This window comes from Emticicia sp. (assembly GCF_049241225.1).
Taxonomy (GTDB): Bacteria; Bacteroidota; Bacteroidia; order Cytophagales; family Spirosomataceae; genus Emticicia.
This window is the reverse complement of the sequence record NZ_JBMLRC010000271.1, coordinates 1-1219: the sequence shown is the minus strand read 5'-3', so window position 1 is coordinate 1219 and position 1219 is coordinate 1. Positions and strand designations below refer to the sequence as shown.

Sequence of the window (1219 nt, the reverse complement as noted above, 5' to 3'; positions counted from 1 at the left end):
CACCAAAGCCACCGAGGCACGCTTGATACTATAAAAAATTGTTAGAAGGTTCTTTATAAATAGAATTAACATGAATCCAACACCTATTAAGTAGATGGTGCTTATCACTTGCATCCAGTCAATATTTACTTTGGATGATTCCTCAACATTTGCTGATTGTTGTATGATAGGAACTTGGCTATAAGTATTTTCTGGTATTGATTCTTTATAAAACACCGTTTCTTCAATTGGTTGAGGTTCAAGCATAACTATTTCCGTTCGCTCATAACTCAATAGCGGAATCGTGAGGCTTAAAGCCAAAGATGACAATAAATAAAAGCGGTTGAGCGTATGAAAACTCAGTCGGCGAAAACCGAAGAAGTACAGCCCATAAAAAGCCGTTAGGCAGATTGTAGATTTGAGTAGATAGTCCATAAAAACCACCCCCAACCCCTAAAGGGGAGTGAAGGATTTTTTGTTTAGTGTGTATTTTTGACTTTTCCTCTATTCCCCTTTAGGGACGGTCCGCCGTTGCGGTTAGGGGTGTTGGGGGCGTTTATGATGTTTTTCAACTTTTCAATCTCTTCTATCGTCAGATTTTCCTCCTTTGCCATAAACGAAAGCAAGTTTTCTACCGAATTATCGAAATAATTGGCAAATACCTTTCTGAAACTCCGTTGCCCGTATTCTTCTTTTGATATTATCGGAAAATACTCGTAGGTTTTTCCGTAAGCTTTGTAGCTCAGAAATCCCTTGCTTTCGAGCAGCCGTACCACCGACGAAATCGTGTTGTATGGTGGTTTTGGGTCATCGGGCATTTTTTCGATGATGTCTCGTACTAAACATCGCTCCAAATCCCAGATGATTTGCATGATGCGTTCTTCGGTTTTTGTTAGTTCTTCCATGATGAAACAAAGTAAAAACTAATTTTTCAGTTTTACAACTGATTTTTCAGTTATTTTATTTAAAAAGCAGTTGTTATGTTTTAAGTGTCTGTTTATTAGGGACTTATGTTTTTTGTTTGAACGAATCTGGAGATTCGCTCCACAAAAAAAGCCCTCAGTTGAGAGCCTTTTTGTAGAATATATTTTTAGCTATTATTTCATCGGAGCATCATTGATATTGATAACCTTTACGCCTTTTTCTTTGAATATTTTACTCATAATGGCTGCGTGATTAGCTCCGACTACTATCGTTACTCGCTTGAAACCATTGGCTTTTGCTCGGTTGATGGTATTAT

Annotated in this window: 1 protein-coding gene and 1 pseudogene; both read right to left on the bottom strand. The window is 37.7% G+C overall.

Annotation, left to right across the window (positions count from 1 at the left end):
- Positions 1 to 414, bottom strand: a pseudogene (locus ACOVO2_RS14510) (hypothetical protein); the annotation flags it as partial.
- A gap of 44 nt (positions 415 to 458) precedes the next feature.
- Positions 459 to 884, bottom strand: a complete 426-nt coding sequence (locus ACOVO2_RS14505) for a BlaI/MecI/CopY family transcriptional regulator (RefSeq protein ID WP_421770671.1) — start codon at positions 882 to 884, stop codon at positions 459 to 461.
- Positions 885 to 1219: the final 335 nt, after the last annotated feature.

Coding starts and splice junctions, on each gene's coding strand:
- ACOVO2_RS14505 (WP_421770671.1), bottom strand. CDS start 884: ATGGAAGAACTAACAAAAACCGAAGAACGCATCATGCAAATCATCTGG.